At 39.9% G+C, this 20165-nt stretch carries 15 protein-coding genes; all 15 read right to left on the bottom strand.

The genetic code is table 11. From position 1 onward, the window contains the following. Positions 1 to 7 precede the first annotated feature (7 nt). Positions 8 to 1477: an O-antigen ligase domain-containing protein gene (locus RMX89_RS10325; protein ID WP_322688865.1), complete on the bottom strand. Its 1470-nt coding sequence runs from the start codon at positions 1475 to 1477 to the stop codon at positions 8 to 10. A 114-nt stretch (positions 1478 to 1591) separates the two neighbouring features. After that, a complete protein-coding gene (locus RMX89_RS10320; protein ID WP_322688864.1) occupies positions 1592 to 2521 on the bottom strand; it encodes a glycosyltransferase family 2 protein in 930 nt (309 codons plus the stop codon). Further along, positions 2439 to 3641 carry a glycosyltransferase family 4 protein gene (locus RMX89_RS10315; RefSeq protein WP_322688863.1) on the bottom strand — a complete coding sequence of 401 codons (1203 nt, stop codon included), beginning with the start codon at positions 3639 to 3641 and terminating at the stop codon, positions 2439 to 2441. Before RMX89_RS10315 ends, RMX89_RS10320 begins: the two co-directional genes overlap by 83 nt. Positions 3642 to 3828: 187 nt before the next feature. Beyond that, positions 3829 to 4821 carry a glycosyltransferase family 2 protein gene (locus RMX89_RS10310; RefSeq protein WP_322673814.1) on the bottom strand — a complete coding sequence of 331 codons (993 nt, stop codon included), beginning with the start codon at positions 4819 to 4821 and terminating at the stop codon, positions 3829 to 3831. Between the two features lie 37 nt (positions 4822 to 4858). Further along, positions 4859 to 6046 carry a glycosyltransferase family 4 protein gene (locus RMX89_RS10305; protein WP_322683740.1) on the bottom strand — a complete coding sequence of 396 codons (1188 nt, stop codon included), beginning with the start codon at positions 6044 to 6046 and terminating at the stop codon, positions 4859 to 4861. 187 nt (positions 6047 to 6233) lie between these two features. Next, positions 6234 to 8084 (bottom strand): heterocyst formation ABC transporter subunit HepA, encoded by a 1851-nt coding sequence (gene hepA, locus RMX89_RS10300; RefSeq protein WP_322688862.1) that lies wholly within the window; start codon positions 8082 to 8084, stop codon positions 6234 to 6236. Between the two features lie 199 nt (positions 8085 to 8283). Next, a complete protein-coding gene (gene hepC, locus RMX89_RS10295) occupies positions 8284 to 9003 on the bottom strand; it encodes a heterocyst development glycosyltransferase HepC (RefSeq protein ID WP_322688861.1) in 720 nt (239 codons plus the stop codon). 1105 nt (positions 9004 to 10108) lie between these two features. Next, positions 10109 to 12337: a polysaccharide biosynthesis tyrosine autokinase gene (locus tag RMX89_RS10290; protein ID WP_322673810.1), complete on the bottom strand. Its 2229-nt coding sequence runs from the start codon at positions 12335 to 12337 to the stop codon at positions 10109 to 10111. Between the two features lie 122 nt (positions 12338 to 12459). After that, positions 12460 to 13560 (bottom strand): glycosyltransferase, encoded by a 1101-nt coding sequence (locus tag RMX89_RS10285; protein WP_322688860.1) that lies wholly within the window; start codon positions 13558 to 13560, stop codon positions 12460 to 12462. Between the two features lie 337 nt (positions 13561 to 13897). Then, positions 13898 to 15211: an NAD(P)H-dependent oxidoreductase gene (locus tag RMX89_RS10280; RefSeq protein WP_322688859.1), complete on the bottom strand. Its 1314-nt coding sequence runs from the start codon at positions 15209 to 15211 to the stop codon at positions 13898 to 13900. A 322-nt stretch (positions 15212 to 15533) separates the two neighbouring features. Beyond that, positions 15534 to 16091, bottom strand: a complete 558-nt coding sequence (rfbC, locus tag RMX89_RS10275; RefSeq protein WP_322688858.1) for a dTDP-4-dehydrorhamnose 3,5-epimerase — start codon at positions 16089 to 16091, stop codon at positions 15534 to 15536. Positions 16092 to 16336: 245 nt separating this feature from the next. Then, positions 16337 to 17182, bottom strand: a complete 846-nt coding sequence (locus RMX89_RS10270; RefSeq protein ID WP_322688857.1) for a phytanoyl-CoA dioxygenase — start codon at positions 17180 to 17182, stop codon at positions 16337 to 16339. 21 nt (positions 17183 to 17203) lie between these two features. Next, positions 17204 to 18046, bottom strand: coding sequence for a phytanoyl-CoA dioxygenase (locus RMX89_RS10265; RefSeq protein ID WP_322688856.1), 843 nt, complete (start codon positions 18044 to 18046; stop codon positions 17204 to 17206). Positions 18047 to 18096: 50 nt separating this feature from the next. Beyond that, entirely contained in the window at positions 18097 to 19104 is a 1008-nt protein-coding gene (locus tag RMX89_RS10260; RefSeq protein ID WP_322673804.1) for a glycosyltransferase, read from the bottom strand. 37 nt (positions 19105 to 19141) lie between these two features. After that, the gene (locus tag RMX89_RS10255) at positions 19142 to 20095 is read right to left on the bottom strand and encodes a glycosyltransferase family 2 protein (protein ID WP_322688855.1); all 954 of its coding nucleotides are present in this window, start codon (positions 20093 to 20095) and stop codon (positions 19142 to 19144) included. Between the last annotated feature and the right edge of the window lie 70 nt (positions 20096 to 20165).

Here is a 20165-nt window from a genome sequence, read left to right as displayed (position 1 = left end):
ATAAGATTTATGAGATTCTCGATTTCTTAGAGAAGTTAGGAATATTGGAGAACATCTGAGGATTGCTATAGTACTTATGTCCTGCCATAGCCATAGCTAAAAATCCCCAAAGAATCATTCCTGAGACGCTCAACATCCCGCTACCGATAACTAACTGTGAAGCAGAACTGATCCCAATGGCGCGGGCAGCACTGAGAAAACTATCAAAACGACCTTCACCATAACTGCTAACAGTAATAATCAAAAAGATTAATCCACCCATATAAAATATGCCTCCAAACCAACCAAGGGTGAAAAACATATCTAAAATGCCACTATCAATTACTACTACTTCAATTTGACCAGTTTTTTCGTTGACTTTCCAAATATTTCCTAAGCCGTTACCTAGACCATTAGAAAGGGCTAAACCAAGATTTCTGTCGTAAGTTCCCGATCTATCTTTAAAACTGCCATCTTCTTGAATATTAGAAAAAGTTTCAAAACGTGCTGCTACTACTCCAGCAATTGGTTCGATAGTTGTCAATGGCACAACACAAATAGCCATGACCACAATTATGGTAATTAAGCGCATTTGAATTTTGGCTTTGACTGAACCCATAATCATAATTATTCCAAATAACCAGCCTCCCCAATTAGTACGTGCTTGTGTTAATAGAAAAGATAAGTAACCAACAGCTGAAGCCGGAAAAATTAAGCTTCCTGAACCGGTGAATAATAACAGTAACCCAGCCTGCATAACAGAACCAAAGGGGCCGACTGAGTGTAATGTACTCCAGACGCGCATCCCGAAAGGTACAGGGTTTCCAGAACTCATGAATAATTTTGATTGGATGAGCCAGTACCTATCCCACTCAGGAGCTACCACAAATTGATATACGCCATAAGTTCCTAAAATTAACACACACCAGAGAAATGTTCGCTGAATATTCTGGCGATAGCTGGGATAATCTCGCCAGTTGATAAATAAGTGAAAAGCGAAAATAACCGGACTGAGCCAATCCATCAATCCGCGTGCTACAGGAATAGGTGCGTTGTAAATTAGACCGATGAGAAAGCCATAAAAAACTCCGATAAAAGCCAAAACAAACGGCAAACCCCCTTGGCGAGAAGCGCGGGTAAAGTGTCGCAAAAATGTTGCTATAGTAATAAACACCACTAAGTAGGGTGCTATGAGCATTTGACGGCTAGCATCCCATCCTACCCGGTAATCAACTAAGCGAGTTGCTAAGGGTGTGAGAAACCAAATCCACCAGGTAAAGCCAATGTAGAGAATGGGATGCCGCAAGTATAAAAATAAGGCTACTACTAAAGCTGTCGCTGGGAAAATTAGGCGCAATCCGGCAGTAACACCACCAAAATAGCAAACTACAGTTAGTAATATAAAGCCTGCGATCGCCATCCAACCTTGTAGCGATCGCTCTTCGGGAGAATAGTTTTCTTGTAAAAAACTATTGAAAAGTATCTGCTTAGAATTCATTCAATTTTAGATTTTGGATTTTAGATTTACGCATAAGTAAACCCAATGGCTTCAAAAGAATTCAAAATGAAATAATCAATCTACAATGACGAATGACAAATGACAAATGACAAATTACGAATTACGAATTACGAATTGTTTATATCCCTGCCAACGTCCACGCCAAGATGCTAATAACTTTTTCCCTGCCAACTGCCCTTGGGTAGGTAAAAATCTCAGCCATTGTACTAAGCCCAAACTATCGCACGTACCCACAAATACTGCCCAGAACAAAAATGCAATCCGGCGGAAAAATGACAAATGCTCTAATAAAACTAAGGTTTCATTATGGACTAGATTAATAAAGGCAATTTCATTAAAATTATTTCGCTGATCTTCATCAAAACGTTGTGCCGGAAAATGATCTACAGCAACGCGAGGATCGTAAATGATCTTCCAACCAGCCCGCTTTAATGCCAGGGTGAATGCCATTTCAAAGTGTACCTGCGCTCCAGTACCGCGCATCCGCTCGTCAAAGCGCAGTTGTCCGATAGCTTGGGTACGAAAACTCATGTTCACGCCCTTGAGAATATCGACTTCGCGGGGTTCTCCCACTCCCAGATGATGGTTGCCAATGACTCGCCCAAACCATTGCAACTGTCCCACTACTGGGCGGGATTCATCTTCTAATTTGCTGCCGTGGTATATCCAATCACGCCCTCCTAGTCCGCCGAGGCGACGATCGCAGGTAAAGTAAGCTGCAATCCGCTCTAACCAATCCGGGTGGGGTGCGGCATCATCATCAGTAATGGAAACAATATCGCCCTCCACTGCTGCGAGTCCGGCGTTGAGAGCTGCTACTACCCCCGGTTGTGTCACTTTCACGGTATGCAGTGGCAAATTGTGCGCTGTGTATTGCGCCAGAAATTGCCAAGTTTCTGCATCCGTATCGCGGACAACCACTATCACCTGATCGACTGGTTTAGTTTGCTCCTGTAGCGCCAAAAGGCAGCGTGAGAGGTCTTGTGGACGGCGATAAGTCGGTATCAGAACGGTGTTCCGCATTCTTGCTTAACTCCTCGAATAAATCCACATAAGTTTGTGCCATAGTAGTCCAGCTGTGTTGTTCTGCCACAGAACGAGCAGCTTGACTCATTTGCTGCATGAGCATATCTACACTTACCAAGGACATCATCGCCACAGCCAAAGCTTCGATATCATTTGAGTCGGTTAAGACGATGCCACATTCTGGTGTCACCAACTCTGCACCCCCGGTAGCTGTGGCAGTAATTACTGGTAGTCCTGAAGAAAGTGCTTCTAACAATACGAGGCTACAAGCTTCATATCGGGAAGGAAAAATAAATAAATCTACTGACCGCATAATTTCGGGGATATCGCGGCGAAATCCGACAAAATGCACGCGTCCACTTAACCCCAAGGATGCTGCTAGTTGTGGGAAGGGACTACCTTCGATATGACCTACCACCGCCAAATGTAAATCGGGTACTTTCACCAAGGCGTGCAGTACTGTATCTAAATTCTTTCTGGGTGTGCGGATATCTCCAGCAAACAAGGCTAGGGTGACATTCTCCGGTAAACCTAATTTTTGGCGATTGCTTTGGCCAGGGGTAAATTCTTCTAAGTCAACGCCATTAACAATTACTTTAATTCGAGAACGCGGTACACCAATATTGACTAATTCTTGGGCTACCTTTTCAGATACAGCCACCACAACCTGCGCCTTTTGGAAAGCTTGTTTTTCCCAACGGGCATTAAAAGCCGTAAATAGCCATTGGTAAAAACCATATAAATCGCGGCGGTTGCGGGAAATATGAACAGGCGATCGCAACCATGAACTGTGGACAAAATGTACAGCATTCACATCAGCCGCGGCCAGATTAATTGCTCCATTGACTTTAACTAAATCAATGTCAGAGCGATGTTTACGTAACCAATCTGCACTTTTTTGGGCAAAGATGAAATTACGCACAAATTCTGTAGGATAGCCTTTGACTGGAATTTTAACCCAATTGACTTGGCTATTTTCTTCTAGTTCTGGTGCGACTTCACTAGCTAATAATGTCAATTGATGACCGCGACGAATTGCTTCCTTCGCAACCTCATAGTTTACCCGTCCTTGACCATCACCTTTTTTTATTTTATGAGTAACAATACAAAGTTTCATACACTATTTCCTTAAGGATAAAATCCTTGAATTACCCCTCCCCAACCCTCCCCGTATGTATTGGGGAGGGGACAAGATTTCAAGTTTCCCCCCTTTATAAGGGGGGATTAAGGGGGGTGGGGTCTATTCGACTTATGCAAGAGGTCTTTTTAACAAATAAATTCCTCAACTCAGAGATATTGAGATATTATTTCGATACCCCGATTAACTTACTTGTTAAAAATCGCGGCGTAAAACTAAGACTAAGTGCTGCCATAGTTCGCACATTAAATTTTTGTTGATTCAGCGCTTGCCAAAAATAAGGGCGTGCTGCGGCTATCTGTTCGCTTCGTAGCAAACCAATTCCCAAAGTAGTATTAGCTTCTAACCATTTCTGCTGAAAATGAGTTCTAAATTCCTGTAACCGAGGGTCTTCCATAAATACTTGATAGCAAAACATTTCGCTTTTAGCTTTACGAATTTTTGCTTGCACATCTCGACTACCACTGAGCATAGTATCAGTTTGCTCATGGGCGCGATATCGCGTCAATTTTTCAGGACAATAGTAAGCACCATAACCAGATATACAAAATAGATAGGTTAAATATAAATCCCACATTCCACCAACTTCTGAAGGAATATTATACCAATCCACCAAATTATTGCGAATTACACAAGATGCAGCAGTAGGTATACTTTTATCTACCAATCCAATTTTGAAAAAAGGTTTATAAATTCCTTTTGCTAGTTTATCTCGCTTGTAAGCGCGTGTATTTTCTTCAGTACCAGTATGATTAATTATACCATTAGCATCTATAATGTATTGGTCAGAAAAAGCGAGAATCAAATCAGAATTAGCTTCTAGTGGTGGTACAAGCTTTGCTAAAAAGTCTTCATGCCAAATATCATCGTCATGTAGACTAGCAACATATTTACCTTGCGCCATTTTAAAGCCATACTGCTGATTAGCTAACATTCCCATATTTTGCGGATGCTGCCAAAATTTGATACGTGAATCACCAAAAGATGCGACAATTGCTTGGGGATTTTCGGAACTACAATTATCAGAAATAATAATTTCAATATTTTGATAAGTTTGTTTTATTGCACTTGCGATCGCTTGCTTGAGATAGTCTGGTCGATTATAGGTGGGGATAACAACGCTGACTAAAGGTTGTTGACATTCTTGATGTAATGACATATTTTTCTCCCTTGATATTTTCTAAGTAAAAGATGCACTATTTGATATTTTTAACAAATTCAGCTTCTTGAACTGAAGAGATACTATATAGTTTGTTCGCTTGGGAAGGAAATTCAGCTATTGTTTTTGCATAAATTGTTTGGAGATTATTTACATGAGCAGCCATTGTAAATTCCTTCATCAATAAAGTATGACCTTGCTCACCCATGTATCGGCTTTTTTGATAATCTCTATACAATTCATTAATAGCATCAGCCAGCTTTTGGATATTATTGCTGGGAACAAGAATACCCGTTTCTCCATCTTGTAAATGTTCTGGAATTCCTCCGACTGCACTACCAATTACAGGACGACAACGAGAGTATGCTTCTAGAGTTACAAGACCAGCAGGTTCAGGCCAAACACTAGGAAAGATGACTGCAAAACACTGTTGATAAAGTTTATCTAATTTATCTGAATCGCACCAACCATGCCAAGTGATTCGTTGATTCAATCCGAGTGTGCTTGCTAACTTTTCTAACCGTGGTCGTTCCCAACCTTCACCTGCAATATCAAGTTGAATTTTTGGATCTGTATGTATTAAGGTTTTGAGTAACCATTCCAGACCTTTATCAGAAACAATTCGTCCAGCAAACAAAATTCGATGATTTTGATGTACTTCCAAGCTTAGGGGTGAACTTGCTGTTTCTGGTATAGAGATTCCACAATGTAGTGTTATAACTTGTTCGGGAGATACACCGTTTTTAATTAACTCTTGGCGCACATATTCGCTATTCGCAATGAAAGTAATTTTTAGCCTTTTCAAGACATCTAAAAACTGATGAGTAGTTTGAAGTTCTCTAAGAGTTCTTAAAGGTCTACGGCTACCACATTTATCTGCTAATTTACCCCAGGTACATCCTAAGTAAGAGAAGTTGCGATCGCAGATTGTCCGTTGTTCTGCTAAATACTTTGTGCCGCTAGGGCAGTAAAATGAGTGATTATGAACGCTGAAGATAGCAGGACATTCGCCTGTAAGCTGTAATAGCAAATCTGCACTGTGGATGTGTAGCAGTTTGAACTGACTTTGATCGATATTTTTAAGCGATTTTAACACGCGATCGCTAACATCAGGTGGCCGATGTTCAAACAGAGAAGCTAAATAAGTTTCAACACCTCCACTCCCACCGACACCGAAACTTGAACATTGATAAATTAGGTCTTTGTCAAAGATTTCCTGGGACATATTTTCTATGATTTTTAAGTATATAGGACGAACTTTAATAACTTATCTATAGGAATAATAAGTGTTTGAAATCTTATTATTTGACTATTAGTTTGGCAAAATTATTGATACATATTAGTGATTTACGGCTGTAAAGATATACAGCCGATGAATATGTTGTAATGACTTTGGTAATTAGATGTTGTTTCTAATCTGGCTGCCTTAGTTCATACTGCATTTGATGATATTTCCAAAGCTTACCTTTTAGTTCCAATAGTTCTTGATACTTACCTTGCTCTACTATCCGTCCCTGTTCTAAAACTACAACTTTATCTGCTTTAGAAATAGTAGAAAGACGGTGAGCGATCGCAATTACTGTTTTCCCAACAGATAGCTTTTCTAATGAATCTTGAATTAAGCGCTCAGATAGCGAATCTAAGGCGCTAGTTGCTTCATCCAAAATTAAAATTTCTGGGTTCCGTAGTAAAGCTCGTGCAATCGCAATTCTCTGTCTTTGTCCTCCAGATAACCTAACACCCCGATCTCCTAATTGGGTATCAAAACCTTCGGGCATTTCCAAAATAAATTCTAATGCATTCGCTAGTTTAGCTGCTTCTTGAATTTCCTCATTTGTCGCCTCTGGAGTTCCGTAAGCAATATTCTGCCAAACATTAGTGTTGAAAATAAAAGTATCTTGACTGACAACAGCTATTTTGCGACGGAGAGAGTTAATTTCAAACTGCCGGATTTCGATTTCATCAATGTAAATATATCCATCTGTAGCATTATAAAATCGAGGAATCAAATCAGCAAGAGTTGTTTTACCAGCACCAGATGCTCCGACTAACGCTGTCATTTTTCCCTTTTCAATCGTCAGGGTAATATTATGCAGCACTAAATTTTCATCATCATAGCCAAAATCCACAGATACTAAATCTATTGACCTCTTTAATCCCTGAAACTTAACTCTGCCATTTTGAAAGTAATATTTTTCATCACTTGTCAACAGATTTTTAATATTGTCTGCTGAACCATGTAAAGTGCTAAGATATGCTCTTGTGCCATTAATATCTTGAACAAATGGGATAAAGCGAAAGAGTACAAAGAAAAAGGTTAGCAAAGAAGCAACTTGTAGCGTTCCATTAGTGACAAGACTAGTGAATGCCAAAATAATCATTCCAATCAATACCGTAGTCGCTACCCCTTCGGCAATTGGCTTCACAAGTGTCCAGGTAAATACAACCTTTGTTGTACTACTTATTACCTTATCGCTAGCTTTATAGTAACGCTGACGCTCAAATTCTTGAGTACCACAGGAATGAACAGTGCGAATGCCATTAATAAATTCTATGGCTGTTGATGTAAAATTAGCATTAGCAGTTGTCATGCCAAAACTTGATTCTCTGACTCTAGCATTCAGATTTGACAACCCCACACCTAAAAGTGTAAATAGTAATGCTGATATTATCGTCAATTGCCATGAAATCAAAAACATTGATATTAAGTAAACAAAGGTTGTGAGTCCTCTAGTTACTAAAAAAGCTCCGCCACTAAAACCTTGTCTGATCCTTTCAATCTCTGTAGTAATTGTGTTAATTAGTTCGCCAGAACGAGTTTTACTAAAGTAACTTAGCGATAATGATTGTAACTGTTCAAAAATTTGCTTGCGTAAGCGATCGGCAAGATGTAGTTGAGATAATTCAGTATAAACTTGAGAAAAATAATTAAAGGTGGCACGTAACCAAGTACTCAATAAAATCAGCAAAGATACGCGATACAAACGATTAATTGCTGATGTCTTGGCTCCCAAAATCCAAAGATCGAACCATTCTATTCCTGTTTGGACAGGTTGAGCGTTGGGACTAGTTAAACTTTGCAAAAATGAAAGTAAGAAACCAATACTTACACCTTCAAAAGTTGCCGCCAAAATTGAGAATATCAGAGCTAAAACTGCAATTTTGCGAAAGTGTTTAAATTCTCGCAATATCAAATAGTTGTCCTGCCAAAAGCTGCTAGCTTTGAGCAGATTACTGAGTGGTTGAGGAAGCTGTAAATTCATGAATTTTCTCATAATAGTTTGGCAAGGTAGATAGACATCTATAAATCGATACAGAGTTCAGAATGAGTAACAAAACCCTGATGTAGAGATGCAATTTATCGCGTTTGGAAAACTAATTATCTAGAATTGGATGCTACATAAATAATTTTTTTTGAGCCTCAGTGCGATAAATGAAATCATCAATTACCGCACCGATAAATTACAGAGTTTGGCTATCCAGATGTAACAGATGAGACTGTGCCTCTACTTCCCAGGAAGTTGTAATTTCTGGTAATTTATTTAGCTGTACTGCATCTTCCAAAGTCCAACAACGAGATCCGGTTAAACTCATGTCACCCCGTAGCACGTTAAATAACTGTGGCAGATTGTCGAGATTGTATTTACCCATCCAACGTCCTAGCGGTGTGGTATTGTGGGTGCAAAAGCCGATCGTTTGAAAGAATTTACCTCGTTCCCCAACATGCCATTCATAACAAAAAATTGACCCTGGCGAGTAAACCTGCATTAATACAATCAATCCCAACATGACTGGACTTACTAATAGCAGCAATACGAAAGCAGCAATCCAATCAATTATTCGCTGCAATTGTCTCAAAGGTTGGTTAGGAAGTTTTTTGTCAGCGGGTATGCTTAGGAATATTGGTTTTTGAGCTGCTTGACAGGCATCTGCCCAAAATTTGAGTAAAGTCTCACCCAATTTTGGATCTATGCTGACCAAACTTACTGGAGAATGTTGTAAGCATTCTACTAGCGATCGCTTATTATCTAATGAAGCCAGGTATGGTTGTTTCACTCCTCCAAGCGGCTTCACCAACAGCTTACCCCGCCGCCACAGAAGTGTGCAGTACCCACGATTATCTTGGTGTGACTGGGTTACATCATATAAATTCTCTAAAGTTGGAATTATTGAAGTTGTCATAATGTCTTTGGGTTTATACAAAAGTGAATTACTGAGGCGTTATCAAAGGCTATCAATGCCAAAGACCCAAATCCGAATCTTGTTGTAAGTCCAAAAAGTTGGAGAGAATTGACGGCAAAAATATGCTATAGTATTTGCCATTCAGCCAAGCACATATTGCGTAGAATTCTGCTGGTGTAGAGATTTACAAATTAGACAGATACTAATTACATAGGTAGCAATCCTAAATGAAATTGTGAAAATTTTTGTTATGGTCGTCCTTGGTCATTTGTCCTACCCTGCGGGAAGCCGCTGGCGCGTCTACGTAATTGCAAATAAGAAAGGACAAAGGACAAATGACTAATGACTAATGACTAATGACTAATGACAGCCAACTCCAAAAATATTTCACAAATGATTTAGGACTGCTACTATTAACATTCATGGGCAAATCTTGATTTTCCGGAAACTACTGACAGTAGAGAAGTGTAGAGGGAAATTACCCATGAATCTATATCTACGTTTAATTACGCTGAGGTGTTCATTGTCTCGATAGATTTAAAAACCAGTCTGCTCTTGTCTTCTAGCCTTTATGAAGGTGCTTTAATCTCTAGAATATAAGACTCTGTAGAAATAGCGATCGCTCAAATAACTTCTTTATTTATTCTTTAAAGAGTCAGTGATTTCTCTGAAAATTCATAAAGATAGCATAAATATACTGAATTCTTCCCGATAGCGACAAAATTCAATTTGGTTCATCAAAACGTAGAGGCAATTCACGAATCATTGCTGTGAAAAAGAAGGGTGTAGGGGGGAGACAGCGTTGGACAAGGCTTCTGACCCTCTGGTTGTTAGGGCTGGTTTTTCCCATTGTTGTCAACTTAAGCTAAAACCCTTTTCAAACCTCGTTTCCAGCCTCTGGCTGGAAATGCACATCATTGCGGCTCTGCCGCAAGTCTTGAGGCAAAGCCTCTAGGACGGCATTCCCAGTCTCCGACTGGGAACCAGACAATGAGACAATATCTAAAATCTGGTTCTAACCAGAGGCTAAAAACGAGAAAAAATCCAAAACGCAAAATCCCCGACTTCTCTAAGAAGTCGGGGATTTATCATCTAGCCGTACTAGTTACTTTTCTACAGCTTGACGCAGAGCCAATTGCTGTTGTTTGATATTGGGTACGTAATTACTACTATTTGATACCCCGTTAGCTACAACCCCAATTAGATTTAACTTACTCAGCATAGCTGTCGCTTGATTAAGCTGACTTCGCGTCACAATACCAATGCTTGCCACCATAATCACGCTACGACAAGATGATGCGGTAAGCATGGCATCCACCAAACCGAGAACTGGGGGAGCATCTATCAGAACCAAATCATAGTTTTCCTCAAATGCTGTCATTAATTGGATCATCCGCGGGGAACTCAACAGATTAGCTGGGTCGTTAGGTTTGGGGCCAGCAGTCAAAATATCGATGTAGGCGGAACCTGAATATTGAAGACTAATTTGGTTGGGTAGAGTTGTATCACTCGCCAATAAAGTTGAAAGTCCCTGCTCATTAGGAAGATTCAGTTGATGGTGCAAACTGGGATCGCGTAAGTTGGCATCAATCAGCAGTACCCTTTTGTGTAAACGAGCAGCACTCATTGCCAAACCCAACGCCAAAGCTGATTTACCCTCATCGGCTAAAGCCGAGGTAATCATCAAAGATTTTAAATTAGTAACAGTATTTAAAAGTTCAATGTTTTTGTAAATCAGATCCAGCGATTCCCAACGCGGTGGAGATTGCAATACCTGAATCGTCCAGGGGGCGAGAACTTCTGGCTTGCCAAAAGGCAACTTGATCATTGATTCTCTGGGTTTGGCCGGCGGTAACTTGGGAGTTGTTCCCAACAACGGCATGGCCATTTGCTTCTCTAATTCAGCAGTGGTGTGAACTGCATCATCAGCCGATTCGCGAAGAAAGGCAGCAATGCCTCCTAACATTAAGCCAACCACAGCACCTAACAGCAAATTCTGTTGGAGATTGGGGCCTAATTGTGCGCCTTTTTGGGGATCTTCCACCACTTCCCAATTAAACCCACCCTTGGAAAGTTCTTGTCGCAATTGTTGTTCTGCTCTTAAAAGCTGCTCTAACCTTTCACGGCTAAATTGCAGCTGCGGTAGCATCCGATTGTAATAAGCCAACAGAGGCGGGAAGCGTTTGATTTCCAAACGTAGCTCGTTTTCTTTCTGAGCCAAAGTTTGGTCGCGAGCAGTTAAAGCAACTATAGTTGTCTGCGTTTCTACTAACTGGCCAGCAAGGCTGAGATCGATTTGGCCCAGCTGTCCTTTTTCGAGAAGAGAGTCTCCATTCGTGAATGCACCAGCAGATTTTCCGCCTAAAGTTCTTCCTACCTCTTGTTGCAATAATTCCTTCTGGCCCTGAAGCTGTTCTTTCAGTTTTTGCACGCTCGGAGTTTGATCTGTAAAGCGTAAGCGTTCTTGTGCTAGTGCCAATTCGCTTTTTTGGATTTCGTTTAGTAAGCCTTGATAGCGAGTAGACTGACTCAAACGAGAAGCAACTAGAGCATTTTGGGGAGAACGATTAAGTTGTTCTTCTAAAGATTTTTGGCGTGCTAAAGCTTCTCCATACTGAGCGCGAGTTGTCTGTCTTTCTTGGGAAAGATTATTCAAAGCTGTTTCAATTGCTTTGGCCTGTGACTCTGGATCGATTAAGTTCTGATTTCTACGAAATCTTTGTAAATTTGTCTCAGATGCGTTTACTTCTTCACTAGCTTTACTTAACTGTTCCCTGATGATTTGTAGACCTTTTTGTAAACGCGAAGTCTGTTGTTGTTTGTTATATTCCAGATAAACTTGTCGAATTGCATCCAAAACTTTTTGGGTTTTTTCAGGATCTCCAGCAGTATATTCAACTTGAAAGATTTTAGTAGCGACATTATCTTCTTTGCTCCTGATTTGAGTTAAAACCAAAGAAGCTTTAATTTCAGCTGAAGTTATATCTGGATAATTAGACTGAAGTTTATCAACTGCTTTCTGGATGAGTCCTGAACCTTGCATCAAGTTAAGCTGAGTGGCAGTATCTATGACCACGTTAGAGTCAGTAAACTGATTGTCTACCCCCGCACCACCTTCCGTTTTCCCTTGATAGTTAGGTTCTACTAGCAGTTGCATAGAACTTTTATAAGTAGGCTTTGTTTTTACAGTTACTATGCTGGCAATAGCAATAGAACTAATTAATACTGCTAAGAACCAAGGAAATCGCCGCACAAATACGGCAAACATTTGCCCGTAACTTGGTTCATTTTCAGAAGCTGGAGCTAGATGAGGATTTAGACTAGTTTGAACCACTTTTATATCCTTGTCTTCAAGACTTACGCTAAGAGATTCTCCGAAAAATACCTATTTTTTTACGAACCGCCAATGAGGAGAGAGCAAATAAATAGGTAATCTGATAGTGGAAAATTCAGAAATCAAATGAATAATTGCTGCACGCCACAAGCTTGATTGATAATTTGCTCAACCTTGCCAAAGAATGCATTTTCTGAAAAATTTGCTACTGCATGATTACGGATGCGATCGTAATCCCAAGAAATGCCGTTGGCTTCTAGTAATGCAATTTGTAGAGATTCGGGTGTTTGTCTTTTGAAAAAGACTCCTGTTTCACCTGGTATTTGAGTATCTAATACTCCACCTGCTCCATAAGCGATGACTGGTGTACCGCTAGCGTTAGCCTCTACTGGAACTAATCCGTAGTCTTCTAAGGCTGCGACAATAATAGACTTGGCTTTGGAAAACAAGTCTTTGCGGGTTCTATCACTTACGTGTCCCAAGAACACAATATTTTGTAATGCTTTGGATTTTAACCGTGCTAGTTCTGGCCCGTCACCAGATATTAATAGCCGCCACCCCAACCAATTAAAAGCTTCGACTATTATATCAAGTCGCTTATAACCGATCATCCGGGCGGAGGCCAGATAATATTCATCTTTTATATCTGAAAAAACAAATTTACTAGTATCAATTGGATAGTTCACCATCATTGCCTTTTTGCCATAAATCTTTTCAATTCGGCGGGCAACAACACTGGAATTAGCAATGTAAAGGTCAGGCTCCTGTGCATATTTCAAGTCTACCTTTCTCATGACTTGAAATACTTGTTCGATTAAAGGAGCAAAATATCTATAGTCCCCGTACTCTCTTAAATAAGTTGCTGTATCCCATAAGAAACGGGTGACGTTATGACAAAAACAAATATGGTGGGCATTAGGATTTTTTCGTACTGCTTTGGCGAAGCTGGTGCTACTACTAATAATTAAATCGTAGTTTTGCAAATCCAAGGCACGAAAGGCAGGAAAATATAGAGGAGCCATCGACCTGAAATATTTTGCTGCACCAGGAATCTTTTGTAAGAAGGTTGTATTAACTATGCGATCGCCTAGATCGATAGTTTTTTGGGGATCGTACAAAGATGTGAAAATATCTGCTTCGGGATAGCGCTTACAAAGCAGTTCAAACACACGCTCTGCCCCACCTCGCTGGGTTAAATAATCATGGACGAGAGCAATTTTCATGAAATTTGACCTAAAGTTTCGATCGGGTTTGTTGAAACGCTCCCCAGCAAGTTACTATCCTGTCCGCTTAGTTACTCATTAAACCTCAAGAACCCCACCCCGCCAAAGCTATGCTTTGTCTCCCCTCCCCGCCTGCGGGGAGGGGTTGGGGGTGGGGTGCAATGACTGTGGAAATCATAACTAATTACCCGGACTTGATATTACTATCAACAACTTTAGTGTTCAGCAGTATAACTTCCTATCCTCTTGATGAAATTCTGGCGACAAACATATAGGGGCGTACAGCTGTACGCCCCTACAGCTAATTCATTTGTTGTGAATATTTTTAGAACCGATATTATCCAACTGCTACTAAGATTTTCTCTGGAGCGAAATAGGCATTTTGCTCGGCTCGTAATTGGTCGCAAAGTCTGCCTTCAGGTAATTCTACATCCTCATAAGTGAGGACTCGATCTTTAGAAATATCTCGTTTGAGGCGACACCCTTCAGCTAAACCAATTGGTAGAAGATTTTGCTGTTGGACGATATCGGAATTTTCACATTGTCCGTAGGTCATGTAGTAGCCGATGCCATCTAAGGTTTCTCCTGCTTTCAGGTCGATTTTGGCAGTGGTAACAACATCTACTAGCGGGCCTGCTAGTGGAGACATAACGGCATCACCGAATAAAACGGCACGCGCTACAGACAAGGGAACTTCAAAATGACAGAGGTGATAAGGAGTATAGAAGCTGTAAAGTGGGCCTTCGCCTAATTTGTATAAGTTGAGATAGTGGCGTTGCTTGGGGTCGTCGTGAGTGGCAAATACATATACGCCTGGGCCTGGTTTTGCTCCAACTACATAATCGACAATGCCGCCCAGTTCTTTAAGTTGTTCAACATCATATAACTGGGTCATTTCATCGACATGACCGCTGAAGTCATATCCCAACATTCCCCGTTTGGCGACTTTCATGCCTGTGGCATTGGCAACGATCGCTTGCTCGAAGGAAATTTTGCTTCCGTCGGCGAAGCTAGTCACCATGTGGGGCTTTTGACCCCAACGTTTAGCAAATCCTTCTTGGGTAGTGGGATTGCGATAGGGGTCTTGGAGTCCTTTAATGTTACCGCACAATAAGGGAGTTAAACCAATGCTTTTTACAAAGCGATAAAGGTTCATTTGTACCCCTGGCTGATCGCCATCACAAGCGCTGAGAATCACACCTGCTTTGTCAGCATACACTTTCAGGATAGGGCCAATGGTGCCGTCGAGTTCGGCATTCATCATAATCACATGTTTGCGGTGGGCGATCGCTTCCATAACAATCTGAGCGCCAAATTCCACTGCACCCGTGACTTCGATTAATGCATCGATGCCTTCAGCCCGACACAGTAACTTAGTGTCTTCTGTGACTGCATACTTACCGTTAGCGATCGCATTTTCTAATTCGCTGATAGTTGCAACAACTTGAATATCTTCAATTCCTGCTTCCGAATAAGCTTGTTTCGCTGCTCCAATCTGACGATTAGAGATAGCAACTAACTCCATTCCTGGCACTGAATTGACAATTTGGTTGGCAATTCCTCGACCCATAAAACCAGCACCAATCATTCCCACCTTGATAGGATTTCCTGCTGCTGCACGGGCTTGTAAGGCGCGATCGATAATAATCATGAACTAAACTCCTTTTTGGAACTGTTTGTTGTGTTACAAATTCTCGATAATTTTGCACTTAATAATTCGTTACGGCTAAACATTAAGTACATTTTCATTAATGACAGCTACTAACTGGTTTTTTGCTAGATGTTATAGTTGGCAGTCATTAGTCATTTGTTCTTTGTAATCACAAATGACAAAGGACGACCATAACAAAAATTTTCACAATCTCATTTAGGATCGCTATATATAGCAACAGTCAAGGTGGTTAGGACATCAACAGACGATAAAACTTAGACACAAAAAGGCTTTTCACCCAGTCCCCAGTCCCTTGCTATAGTTATCTGGAAGCTGTACCGCCAACAGTCATCATTCTCAACAAAGGCCAATTTAAATCTTTCTCGGAGATTTCAGTCACATTTAGAGGCCAATCAATGTTAAAAAATGGGTCGTCATAGCGTAAACCTCTTTCATATCCTGGGGTGTAAAATTCACCCACTTGATATACAACTTCAGTTTCATCGGTGAGCGCTTGATAGCCATGAGCAAACATTTCTGGAACATACAAAGCGCGGCGATTTTCTGGGGTTAGCTCTACACCAATGTGTGATAAAAAGCTAGGAGATTCAGGACGCATATCAATAATTACGTCGTAGATTGCGCCTTTAGTACAGCGAATTAATTTTGTTTCTGCTGCTGGTAGAATTTGATAGTGCATTCCCCGGATAGTGCCTTTTTTATAATTAAAAGACAGATTACATTGGGCAACTGTTGGCTTTAATCCATGTGCTGCAAATTCTTGAGCGCAGAAAGACCGAGCGAAAAAACCACGATGATCTGGCTTTTCTTCTAAATCAATGATGAATGCGTCTTTGAGTGCAGTTTGAGTGAAGATCATGAATGAATAACCTTGATAGGAATATTGACGATAACAAAACTTGGCAAATTTGAAAACTTAACTTGTTAGAAATCTCATCAAAAATAGTCTTGAGCAGATTTTTAGATTAACAAGCAGCTTGCTTTAACTGAACTATATGGCAATACGGTTCAGTTAAGCAAATTTATCTGTTAAGGCAGGCAGGGGGAGCAGGGGAGGCAGGGGAAGCAGGGGGAGAGAAAAAAGCTTAACTGAACTGTATTGAACTATATGGCGCTATTACTGACTGGTTCAGTTAACTTTGGTTGGGGAAAAGTATTGTCTCGATATTGAGTACAAACTTCTGGACGATCGGGATAAGTAGAAGTGTAGCACGAGAATAAAGTTAACCTATCTTCAGTGCGTGATGTACCGTGATGTATGGCTTTTTTGGGATCGACAATAATGACTGTTTCTGCCGATCCTATACAAGATTTCCAAGCCTCTTTCGGGATAATTTCATTTAGTTCTTCATCGGTGATACCTAAATGACCAGATTGCCAAAGCTTGTAGTAAGTACGGTAATAGTTTAATTTAAATAAAGAGGTTAAAGAGGCTGGGATATATTCAAATGGCCCGTGCTTTTCTTCAACATCATTTAAGTAAATAATGATTTTGATCATGCGGCGGTCTTCTGCATCTTTATGCCATAGTTGTGTACCAAACTGATTTTTATTAGGGAAATCTTTGCGGAGATGTACACCATGAAAAATGATTGGCAGGCCAATGTAGTTTTCAATGATGTTTAGGAGCCTTTTTTCGCTTCCCCAAGTAGCAAATTCAGGTAAATATGTAACTGTGTAAACTTGGGGAAATGTTTCCTTTGAATCGTCATGATTGCCAGATTCCATTTGGGACGAATAACCATAAGCTGCCTTGAGCAATTCTGCTGTTGAATCGAATCCCAATTCAGCAAGTGTGGTAATATGAATACCATCACATTTAAGGTCATCAAGAATTTTGCGATCGCTTGCTTCTAGTACAGGCAAATTAGCAGCGTGTTTTAAAAGTGCTAATCTGTAAACTAATTCAGATCCCAGTGAAGATATTTTGCGTTTAATCTTGAGCAGCATGACATGACTACCTTTAATAGACTATCGGCTATTTTCTACTTGCTGCCTTAACTCTGCTCTGGGATAAGTATCATCCCAGTATTGGGTGCAGAGTTCTGGTCTTTCAGGAGGGTTAGCGGTGTAACAAAAGAATAGTGTTGAGCGTTCTTCTGTGCGGACTGTGCCGTGATGCAAAGCATTTTTCGTATCTACAATAATGACTGTACCTGCTGGCCCTGGGCAGGATTTCCAAGCTGATTTGGGGATGACTGGTTTTACTTTTTCATCATCGATGCCCATATAACCTGATTTCCAAAGTTTGTAGTAAAGCTGAATATAATTCCAACTAAACAAGGAAGTTAAAGAGCGGGGAATGTATTCAAAAGGCCCAGTTTTTTCTTCGACATCATTCAAGTAAATAAAGATTTTGATAATGCGGCGGTCTTCAGCATCGCTGTGCCATAGCAGTGTGCCAAACTGATGTTTGCTAGGGAAATCTTTACGTAAATGTACACCATGAAAAGCAATAGGTAGACCAATATAATTTTCGATGAGATTGAGAAGTCTTTTCTCCATTGCCCAGGCATAAAACTCTGGTAAACCTGTAACTGTGCAAATTTGTGGCAGCTTTTCATCTAGATGGTCGTTGTTGGGATTTTCCATCTGAGACAATTGCTGATAAGCAGCTTTGAGCAGTTCAAAGCTAGAGTTGAAGCCTAAATCTGCCAGTGTTGTGACACAAACACCATCTTTTTTGAGAGCCTTGAGGATATTGCGATCGCGCCCTTCCAATGTTGGTAGATTTCTGCTATGCTTCCAACGAGCTACATAATATTCAAAGTCAGCAGATAGTGTAGATAATTTGCGTTTAATTAGATTAAACATATGGGAAACTCTTTCTAATTTCAATGTCGATTTATCAGTAATTTAGTAGCTTATGGCTTATAGCTCCGTATTTCTTGAGCAGGTATTTCACTTGATTCGGCTAAACTAAATTCTTTAGAAATCATCACGTCAAAAGCACATAAACCGACTAAAGCCAAAAATGGGACTACTGTTTGAATAGCAGACATAGGCCATCTTCTTAAAGCACCTAAGAAAACTTTCAAGTTGACTTCTTTACCGTTTTGCAAAAGCATCCGCCGACAAAACTGCTTAGAATATCCACTCTGCTCCAATTTCAAAATTACTTCGGGTATGTGTTTGTATTGCATTAAAAGTGCAGATTTTGGTTCTTTCTGCCAATAACTCACACCCACAACACATTCCAAATAAGTCTCTTTCGTGACAATTACACGACCATTAGAGGCACAATACCCGGCTAAATATGCTAAAGATATCCAGTTATTCTCAGCATCTTGCCAATTTTGTAGAGCGCGTTTCACTAAATCAGTGCGGTAGATTGTCGCAGTCAGAAAAATGACTGCACCGACACTTTTTGAAAAACAATGCTCAAATATAGCTTTACCATCACCATCACCATCTTCGCTATCTATATCAAACCAGCGATTACCAACAATTGTTGGTGGATGAACTGGTTCACCAGTAATTTGGTTCCGACCGGAAAAGTTGAGAAACAATAATGATAAATCTTCATATTGCTTAAGTTTGCTAATTACATAAGCAATGGCTCTATCTTGGATTGGGTCATCATCACCAATCGTCCAAACATATTTTGTTGTAGTAGAATTTAGGCAATACATAATATTTTTGACGACGCCTAAATTTTGAGGATTTTTATTTGATTTAAATGGAATATTACTAAGTATCATTTGCCATTTTTTAATCGTATCCTGAGTATTGTCTGTTGAACAATTATCAGAAACTAAAATTTCACAATCATCTTCAAAACCTTTGATAGCTTGAGCTAGCCATGCTAACTGTTTATCCAGCAATTCAGCACGATTATAAGTCGGTATAGCAATGGTCAGTAATTTCTGCATAGTAAAAATAGTAGTTAATAAATTGATATATGAATGGTTACAAGTTACTCTCTAGCTGTTTGGGTGGAAAAAGAATTGTCCAAGCTGATATGCTTAACAAACGTAGGTAAGGAATAAGTATCTTGATTGTCAATAAAGGCCAACGTTTTAAAGCACCTAATAGGATTTTCAAGTCAGTTTTTTGATGGAAATTCTGCCAAATCATTTCCTGACAAAATTTATGAGGATATCCTACTTTTAGTAGTTTTATATAAACTTCAGGTATGTACGCATATCGCATTTTAAAGTTCCATGTCGGGTCGAGATCCAAAAGACTAGCACCCATAGTACATTCTAAATAAGTGTCTTTAGTGACGATGACACTTCCATAAGCAGCACAAAATGCAGTCCAATATGCTTGAGATGCCCAATTATTAGTAGCAGACGGCCATTTTTGTAAAGCGCGTTGCACTAGATTTGTGCGATAAATTGCTGCTGATATAAAAAGTACACCACCAAAATTTTCATTCAGGTAACTTTGAAATACAGTTTTACCATCAACTTTTAGTTCGTCGTTATCGCTATTCAACCAGCGTTCGACAACAAGTTGACCTGTTTGTTTTTGGCGACCAGAGAAGTTTAAAAACATTAGTGCTAAATCTGAATGTTTTTTTAGTGTTTTTAACACATAATCTAGGGTTATATCTTGAATTGGATCGTCATCACCAATTGTCCAAATATATTTACTAGTTGGAGCTTTTAAGCAACAAGCAATATTACTCATTACACCAATATTTTCACTATTCTTATTTGATCTAAATGTGACATTACTAAGAATTGTCTGCCACTTTTTAATAATTTGTTGAGTATTATCTGTAGAACAATTATCAGAAATAAATATTTCACAGTCAGACTCAAACCCTTTAATAGATTTGGCTAACCAAGCAAGTTGTTTATCTAAAATCTGGGCACGATTGAATGTAGGAATTGCGATAGTCAGCAATTTATTCATCTTCTGCTTTGTTTCTTTAGCTTTTTCTCAAAATGTAGTGATGCAGTCTAGCGGCAATTTATTTAGCTTT

It is taken from the genome of Nostoc sp. DedSLP04, assembly GCF_034530775.1.
GTDB lineage: Bacteria > Cyanobacteriota > Cyanobacteriia > Cyanobacteriales > Nostocaceae > Nostoc.
The sequence above is the reverse complement of the archived record's forward strand: the minus strand, read 5'-3'. Positions and strand labels throughout refer to the sequence as shown.

Excerpts from the sequence above, each read along its gene's own strand:
- RMX89_RS10280 (WP_322688859.1), bottom strand. The coding sequence starts at position 15,211 with ATGATTATTATCGATCGCGCCTTACAAGCCCGTGCAGCAGCAGGAAAT.
- RMX89_RS10255 (WP_322688855.1), bottom strand. The coding sequence starts at position 20,095 with ATGAATAAATTGCTGACTATCGCAATTCCTACATTCAATCGTGCCCAG.
- RMX89_RS10315 (WP_322688863.1), bottom strand. The coding sequence starts at position 3,641 with ATGAAACTTTGTATTGTTACTCATAAAATAAAAAAAGGTGATGGTCAA.
- RMX89_RS10310 (WP_322673814.1), bottom strand. The coding sequence starts at position 4,821 with ATGTCATTACATCAAGAATGTCAACAACCTTTAGTCAGCGTTGTTATC.
- hepA (WP_322688862.1), bottom strand. The coding sequence starts at position 8,084 with ATGAATTTACAGCTTCCTCAACCACTCAGTAATCTGCTCAAAGCTAGC.
- RMX89_RS10320 (WP_322688864.1), bottom strand. The coding sequence starts at position 2,521 with ATGCGGAACACCGTTCTGATACCGACTTATCGCCGTCCACAAGACCTC.
- RMX89_RS10305 (WP_322683740.1), bottom strand. The coding sequence starts at position 6,046 with ATGTCCCAGGAAATCTTTGACAAAGACCTAATTTATCAATGTTCAAGT.
- RMX89_RS10260 (WP_322673804.1), bottom strand. The coding sequence starts at position 19,104 with ATGCAGAAATTACTGACCATTGCTATACCGACTTATAATCGTGCTGAA.
- rfbC (WP_322688858.1), bottom strand. The coding sequence starts at position 16,091 with ATGATCTTCACTCAAACTGCACTCAAAGACGCATTCATCATTGATTTA.
- RMX89_RS10285 (WP_322688860.1), bottom strand. The coding sequence starts at position 13,560 with ATGAAAATTGCTCTCGTCCATGATTATTTAACCCAGCGAGGTGGGGCA.
- hepC (WP_322688861.1), bottom strand. The coding sequence starts at position 9,003 with ATGACAACTTCAATAATTCCAACTTTAGAGAATTTATATGATGTAACC.
- RMX89_RS10270 (WP_322688857.1), bottom strand. The coding sequence starts at position 17,182 with ATGCTGCTCAAGATTAAACGCAAAATATCTTCACTGGGATCTGAATTA.
- RMX89_RS10265 (WP_322688856.1), bottom strand. The coding sequence starts at position 18,046 with ATGTTTAATCTAATTAAACGCAAATTATCTACACTATCTGCTGACTTT.
- RMX89_RS10325 (WP_322688865.1), bottom strand. The coding sequence starts at position 1,477 with ATGAATTCTAAGCAGATACTTTTCAATAGTTTTTTACAAGAAAACTAT.